General features: G+C 57.6%; 5 protein-coding genes and 1 pseudogene. 2 read left to right on the top strand and 4 right to left on the bottom strand.

The features are described 5' to 3' along the window. Window positions 1-68: 68 nt before the first annotated feature. The gene (locus GVL50_RS21920; RefSeq protein WP_159815052.1) at window positions 69-866 is read right to left on the bottom strand and encodes a class I SAM-dependent methyltransferase; all 798 of its coding nucleotides are present in this window, start codon (window positions 864-866) and stop codon (window positions 69-71) included. Window positions 867-1,177: 311 nt separating this feature from the next. Between GVL50_RS21920 and GVL50_RS21915 the strand changes: the two are divergent. Together GVL50_RS21915 and GVL50_RS21910 are read left to right on the top strand one after the other, a co-directional pair. Continuing rightward, window positions 1,178-1,318, top strand: a pseudogene (locus GVL50_RS21915) (DNA-binding protein); the annotation flags it as partial. A 228-nt stretch (window positions 1,319-1,546) separates the two neighbouring features. Next, window positions 1,547-1,894, top strand: coding sequence for a hypothetical protein (locus tag GVL50_RS21910; protein ID WP_159815050.1), 348 nt, complete (start codon window positions 1,547-1,549; stop codon window positions 1,892-1,894). A gap of 111 nt (window positions 1,895-2,005) precedes the next feature. Here GVL50_RS21910 and GVL50_RS21905 read toward each other — a convergent pair whose 3' ends face one another. The 3 genes from GVL50_RS21905 to GVL50_RS21895 all read right to left on the bottom strand — a co-directional run bounded on the left by GVL50_RS21905 (window position 2,006) and on the right by GVL50_RS21895 (window position 6,069). Then, the gene (locus GVL50_RS21905; RefSeq protein ID WP_159815049.1) at window positions 2,006-3,436 is read right to left on the bottom strand and encodes a sigma-54 dependent transcriptional regulator; all 1,431 of its coding nucleotides are present in this window, start codon (window positions 3,434-3,436) and stop codon (window positions 2,006-2,008) included. Continuing rightward, a complete protein-coding gene (locus tag GVL50_RS21900) occupies window positions 3,405-4,895 on the bottom strand; it encodes a HAMP domain-containing sensor histidine kinase (protein ID WP_159815048.1) in 1,491 nt (496 codons plus the stop codon). Before GVL50_RS21900 ends, GVL50_RS21905 begins: the two co-directional genes overlap by 32 nt. Window positions 4,896-4,989: 94 nt before the next feature. Further along, window positions 4,990-6,069: an SCO family protein gene (locus tag GVL50_RS21895; protein ID WP_159815047.1), complete on the bottom strand. Its 1,080-nt coding sequence runs from the start codon at window positions 6,067-6,069 to the stop codon at window positions 4,990-4,992. Window positions 6,070-6,072 lie beyond the last annotated feature (3 nt).

The raw sequence follows: 6,072 nt of genomic DNA, 5'->3' as shown, positions 1-6,072 counted from the left end.
GCCTTCGGCAGCTCCTACAGGGATTTGTGTATGGCGCATAGCCAATGTGGGTCGACTCACCAAAGCATTCAGGCCTTGGTGGCAACCAAAGTAAAGCACATCGGCATCTGCGCCTCTTGATTCAAATACTGGTCATACACCTCTTCCCGATTCGAATGCGGATACTCCTTGAAATGCGCAATATTCAGCCCCGCCGCACTCGCGCCACTGAAAATATCCCCCAGCGTATGCACAAACCAATACGACTTCGCCGCCTGCTGCTCGACCTTGCCGACGTAAACAATCGGCTCCTCCTGCACAAACGGCTCGGTGCGGAAGTAAGAGGTGGCCAGCCGATATGGATCCTCGCCGTCCGGGTCGACCATTTCCAGAAACGGATGGGTTTCATAGATCACCAGTTTCCCACCCGGTTTCAGCGTCGAGACGACATGACGGAAAAACTCGCCAATGTCCGGCATCCAGCCGAAGACACCAATGGTGATCAGCGCCACGTCAAAACGGTTGTGCAAGGACGCCGGCAAATGATGGATATCGGTCTCGATGAACTCGGCGTTGTGCGGTGAACGGCGGTTCAGCTCACGCGCCTGTTCGAGAAACGCCGCCGACTGATCGACCCCGACCACACTCCGCGCACCGTGGGCAAACAACGACAGACTCTCGCGGCCATTGTTGCAGCACAGCTGAATCACATCCTTACCATCGACCTCCAGCAACCCGCTCAACGTCTCATCAAGACAAGAGAAATCCGCCTGCGCAACTTCGCTGAGCAAGGCCTGCCAGTCAGGCGAATCCTCATGATGGCGAGCGGAATCGTTCCACGCCTGTCGATTGCTCTCGATGGCGGTTTTGTTATTAGGCACTTCCATGGCGCACTCCGGACAATGCTCGTGATTGAGCGAAACCGAGTCTAGATCACCCCGCCAATCCCGATTGTTGCAAACTTGTAAGCCACTCCGTGTAGGAGCTGCCGCAGGCTGCGATCTTTTGATCTTGTTTTAAGATCAAAAGATCGCAGCCTGCGGCAGCTCCTACATATCTGAGTGTTTATGCCTACAAGTGTCGGCGAATTATCAAAACAGATAGCGGACACGGCTGACTATTCAACTCGGCTCACATGGATATCCTCACAGAGCGCAGACATCCGCCGCGCACAAAAAATGGCTAAGGAGGTTTAACCATGAGCCAGACTTTGACGAATTTCGACATGGCAGCACTGCTGGACAGTGACGAAGCCATCAGCGAATACCTGTCTCAGGTACTCGCAGACGGGGATAACGAAGAGTTTCTTCGCGCAAGCGACTATGTGCTCAACGCGCGTCGGACGGATCTATGTGCAGAGCCTAGACATGCGATCCACCCGGTTTCCTGAATGTAGGAGCTGCCGCAGGCTCGGGCCGCGTTCGGACGATCTTTTGATCCTGCTTTTAACGATCAAAAGATCGCAGCCTGCGGCAGCTCCTACAGGGATCCGATGTGGATCGGGCGTTAGTGGCGTGGGCAGCTATAGTTAATAGCCTTGGGGAATACCGCACTCGCAGGTGCCGCCATGCTGATGCTCGAACGGCTGTTGTTGATGGGTTTTCTGCTTGCTGCCACTCAGGCGCAGGCGCTGGACAGCAATTTTGTGTACTACGGGCCGAACCAGCCCTTTGCCCACCCTGCCCCGTATTCATTGAATGCGACGCCGCCGCGATCTTATGAAGAGGCGGCGCCGCAGGATTTTGTGGTGATCCCGGGTGACCATGAGTTCTACGATTCACAACTGCCGACGGTGGCGGATGCGACGGTACGGGTGTTTATTCGCACGTACGATGCCGAACGCGGGATTTATGTGAATGATGAAGTGCTGGATCCCGGTTGTTTGCTGGAGTGTTTGAGTCGGCAGCAGCACTGAATACCGAACGCCCACTGTAGAAGCTGCCGAAGGCTGCGATCTTTTGATCTTGATCTTAAAACAAGATCAAAAGATCGCAGCCTTCGGCAGCTCCTACATTGTGTACGGCCGCTACCACTGCCGTTTATCCGGGCGGGCCAGGCCGAGTTTTTCGATGCGGTAGCGCAGCATGTCGCGGCTCAGGCCGAGCAAGCGCGCGGATTTGGTGACGTTCCAGTCGGTCTTGTCGAGCATCTTGCGCACCATGTCGCGCTCCACCTCCGGCAGGTTCATAGATTCGGTATTGCTCGCCGGCCGTGGTTCGTAATGCACCGGCGCTTCATGAATATGCAGCGGCGGCTCGTCAACCAGGCTCATGCACACATTGAGCTGATGCGCGGCAATCGTATCGCTCGGCGCCAGCAGCACAGTTTGCTCAAGCATATTGCGCAACTCGCGCACGTTACCCGGCCAGGTGTAACTGAGCAGCAACTCCTCAGCCTGTTGGCTGAAATGCAGATTCGGTTTGCCGTAACGCTTGCCATGGCTGGCGAGGAAATGCCGCGCGAGCAGCAAAATATCGTCACCGCGCGCATACAAACGCGGCACTTTGATCGAAATAATCCGCAGCCGGAAAAACAGATCACGCCTGAATTTTCCCTGCTGCACCATTTGCTCAAGGTTGCAGTTGGTCGCGCTGATCACCCGCAGATTGACCTTGCGCTCCTTCACCGAACCCACCCGGCGAATCGTCCGATCCTCCAGCAACTTCAAGATCTTCGCCTGCAACAGCAAATCCATCTCGCCAATCTCATCGAGAAACAGCGTGCCGCCATCCGCCGCTTCCACCAACCCGACCCGGCGATCCTTGGCGTCGGTGAACGCGCCCTTCTCATGCCCGAACAGTTCCGACTCCACCAGATTCGACGGAATCGACGCGCAGTTGAATTCAATGAACGGGCCTTTGCTACGCGGGCCGTCGAAGTGCAGCGCACGGGCCACCAGTTCTTTACCGGTGCCGGTCTCGCCTTCGACCAACACCGGTGGCAGATCGGTGTTGGCCATGCGCCGTTCGGCGTCGAGCAACTGGCCGATGGTGTTTTTCAGATACTGCATCGGCGCCGAGTCGCCAATCAGCGCCTGTATCCCGGATTTCTGCGCCTCGCGCTCCTGATAGAACGACAGCGTGCGCTCCATCCGTTCAGTGGCCAGGGCCTTGTCGAGCAGCAGTTTGAGTTCCGCCAACGCGACCGGTTTGGTCACGTAATGAAAGGCGCCCTCCTTCATCGCCACCACCGCGTCTTCGACGTTGCCGTAACCGGTCATCATGATCACTTTGAGATCCGGCGCGCTGACGCGCAGCTTCTGGATCAGGTCGTGACCACTCATGCCCGGCAGCGAGTTATCCGTCAGGACGATGTCGGGCATAAAGCTTTCCAGTCGCTCCAGCGCGTCTTCGGCCGAATGGCAGACTGTCACCTCGAAGTCTTTGCGCTCCAGGTAGGTCTGAATATTCTCGGCCAACAGTTCGTCATCCTCGACCAGCAGAATGCTGTGTTCCATATTCCCCTCCCGATGCCACTTTGAAGTTGAGACTGACGCGGGTTCCTTCCTGCTCGCGGCTGGTCAGGACGACCGAACCTTGAAAACGCTCCATGATTCTTTTGACCAACGCCAGGCCAACCCCGAGGCCGCTCTGTTTGGTGGTGAAAAACGGTTTGAACACCAGCTGTTGCTGCGACGCGCTCATGCCCTTGCCGGTGTCGCTCAGGGTCATGCGCACGCTGTCCGGCTGCGGTGATTCGAATTCAATGCTGAGCACGCCGCCCTTGGGCATGGCTTCGAGGGCGTTGGCAAACAGGCTATTGAGGATTTGCGTAAGCAGCACCTTCTGACTGACCACCGGCAGGCAATTTTGTGGACTGAATCGCACTTCGACGCCGTTACGCCTGATCAACGCGTCGAAGGCACCCAACGTGTCCTCCACCGCCAGCACCAGATCCACCGCCTCGCCGTCGTCATTCATCGGCCGTAACGACACCAGCAGTTCGCGCACCCAGCGCGACATGCGGTCGACCTGACTGATGATGTCGCCGATATTGCGCTGCGCGCCGGGGCTGGCGACTTCCTGAGCCAGTTCGGCGCTGGAACGAATCGTCGCCAGCGGATTACGCAAACTGTGCGCCACCGCCGAAGACATCTCGCCCAGCGCGACAAAGGTTTCGTTGCTGATCAATTGCTGTTGCTGACTTTGCAGCAATTTCGCCGCGCGGCGGACGATCCAGAACAACGCCAGAAAAATCGCCGCTCCTCCAAAACAGGTCGCCGCCCAGATCGAGGCGAAACCACGGTCGATGCGATCGACCAGATCCGACGGTTCCTTGTAGATCTCGACCATGGCGATGACTTTGCTTTTATCGGCATTGAACATCGGGATGTAGTTCTCGATGAACAGGTATTTCGGCTCGCGCAGCAGACGCTGTTCCGGACGCTCGTCGTCAATCTTGTGGTAGCTGGAGGACACCGGCACTCTCATCTCGAACGACTCGTCGAGTTCGTCGTCATCGTCGATATGAACGCCGATCAGCTCGGCGTTGGTCGACCAGATCACCGTGCGATCCAGCGCATAAACGGTCGCCAGTAAAATGTCCGGCAAGTGTTCGACGTGATCGAGAAACTCGGTGCGCGCCGACGCCTGTAACGCCGGATCAACATCGGGATAGTGGTTATCCTGGCGCGGGTCGAGCATCTCGCCCATCGTCCGGTTCGGATTGATTTTGGCGTGGCGCATTTCCGCCTCGCCGATGGCCTGAACAAATTGCGCGGTCAGCAGCGCGTCACGCTCGACGCTTTCGGTGACCACGAAGCGCGTGGAGATATAACCGAGCCCCAGCGCCACGGCAGCAATGATGAAAAAACTCGCGAGCGTGAACCAGCGCAGCAGATCGAACTGCTCACGCCAGCCCTTGCCTGCGACCGATGCGTTCGGTGCAGAGGTTTTTTGTGCTTCCAGTCGCTGCATGGGAGTGCCCTGGAGTGTTTGTATCGAAGCGGTTACAGCCCTTAGTGTAGGTGGCTATGACCGCGACACACGGTTCAATGATGCTATTTTGCCGCTAGCGCATTTGACTCACCGTCGCGGCGCTATCGCCCGGTTTTACTGGCGTCAAGCCGCCGTCGGCCAAGCCTTTGGCGGACGTTTGCTGACGTTCGGTTTCGTCACTGAGGAAGTCGATGATCGACTGCGCCGAGGCTTCGTCGAGGCGCAGGTTGGGCATCGGAATTCGCTCGAATTGTTCATACAGTTGCAGCGCGATCGGATCTTTTTCCGCAAGCAGGCGATCCGGTTCACGAATCCAGCGATTCAGCCATTTGGGGTCGCGGTTGCGGGTCACGCCAATCAGGTCGGGGCCGATGTTGCGCATGCCAATGCCTTGGCCATCCTGCGGGCCGAGGCTGTGGCACGAGGCGCAGCGGGTGCGAAACAGTTCTTCACCGTTGCTCGGCGGGCGAATGTCCGGGGCGTTGGCGTAACTTTCTTCGATGCTCGGCTGCTTCCAGTTCTGCAAGGTGTTGGCCAGTTGATCGGCAAGAATCCACGGATTTTCGAATGGCGAAGCTTTCATCCAGCGCCCGGTGGTTTGATTGCCGACGATCAGGCTGAGGTTGTGATCCTTGCTGCGGCCGTTGTCGACACCTTCGATGAACAGCCCGAGTTTCTTGCGCAGGTCGGTGACGTCTTCGAATTCGCCGGTGAGAAACTTCCAGCCCGGCCCGACCTTGAAGCGTTGCGAATAGGCCTTGAGCAAGTCGGGCGTATCGCTCAGCGGATCGATGCTGATCGAGTAGAAGAAAATGTCCTGCCCGACCCGATCGCCGAGCAGTTTCTGCACCTGGCGCAGGCGCGCGGTTTCCAGTGGGCAGGAGTCGCTGCACGAGGTGAAGATGAAGTTGATCACCACCACTTTGTCTTTGATCAGGTCATCGAAAAAATGCACCTGCTGACCGTCCTGATCGGTCAGCAAGGTATTGGGGAAATAGTCGCCACCCCACGGGGTGGCGGATTCGCTGGCCGCGGGCGGTTGGCCGACGCTGGCCTGATGTGCCAGCAGCACGCGGCTGCCGAGCACACAGACCACCAGCATCAGCACCAGATGCATGCCCAGCGCGCGGGAACGCGGAGTTTGTATTGGCATGAC

This window comes from Pseudomonas sp. 18058 (assembly GCF_902706155.1).
Lineage (GTDB): Bacteria > Pseudomonadota > Gammaproteobacteria > Pseudomonadales > Pseudomonadaceae > Aquipseudomonas > Aquipseudomonas rustica.
Note: the sequence above shows the minus strand (reverse complement) of the source record. Positions and strands in the feature narration are given on the sequence as shown.